At 75.9% G+C, this 477-nt stretch carries 1 protein-coding gene; it reads right to left on the reverse strand.

The genetic code is table 11. The features are described 5' to 3' along the window. On the reverse strand, positions 1–477 hold a 477-nt coding region (locus tag RM844_RS32330; protein WP_311671014.1), incomplete at both ends, for an aldo/keto reductase.

Here is a 477-nt window from a genome sequence, read left to right on the forward strand (position 1 = left end):
CGAGTTCTCCCTGGGCCTGGGAGCCGCCCCGCAGGCGGCGGTCGCGCTGGGTGGTGCCGAACGCGCCGTACGGGTAGCCGCCCGGCGCGGGGGCGCTGACCTTCTCGAGTGCGGCGGCGGCCTCGTCGTCGAGGGTGAGGTCGGCGGCTGCGACGCTGTCGTGCAGCTGGGCCAGGGTGCGCGCGCCGACGATCGGTGCGGTGACGCCGGGCCGGGCGGCGATCCAACTCAGGGCCACCTGGGCGGGGGTGGCGCCGCTCTCTCCCGCGACGCGCACGACCTCGCCGATGGTGGCCCAGTTGCGGTCGAGGGACGCGTACTCGGCCGACACGTACTGGTACAGCTCGTTGGCCGAGCCGGCCCGGGTGTCGGGGGCGGGCGTGGTGCCGCGCTGGTACTTGCCGGTGAGGAAGCCGCCCGCCAGCGGGGACCAGGGCAGCAGGCCGATGCCGTTGTGCAGGGCGGCGGGGACCATCT

This window comes from Streptomyces chisholmiae (genome assembly GCF_031845445.1).
Taxonomy (GTDB): domain Bacteria; phylum Actinomycetota; class Actinomycetes; order Streptomycetales; family Streptomycetaceae; genus Streptomyces; species Streptomyces chisholmiae.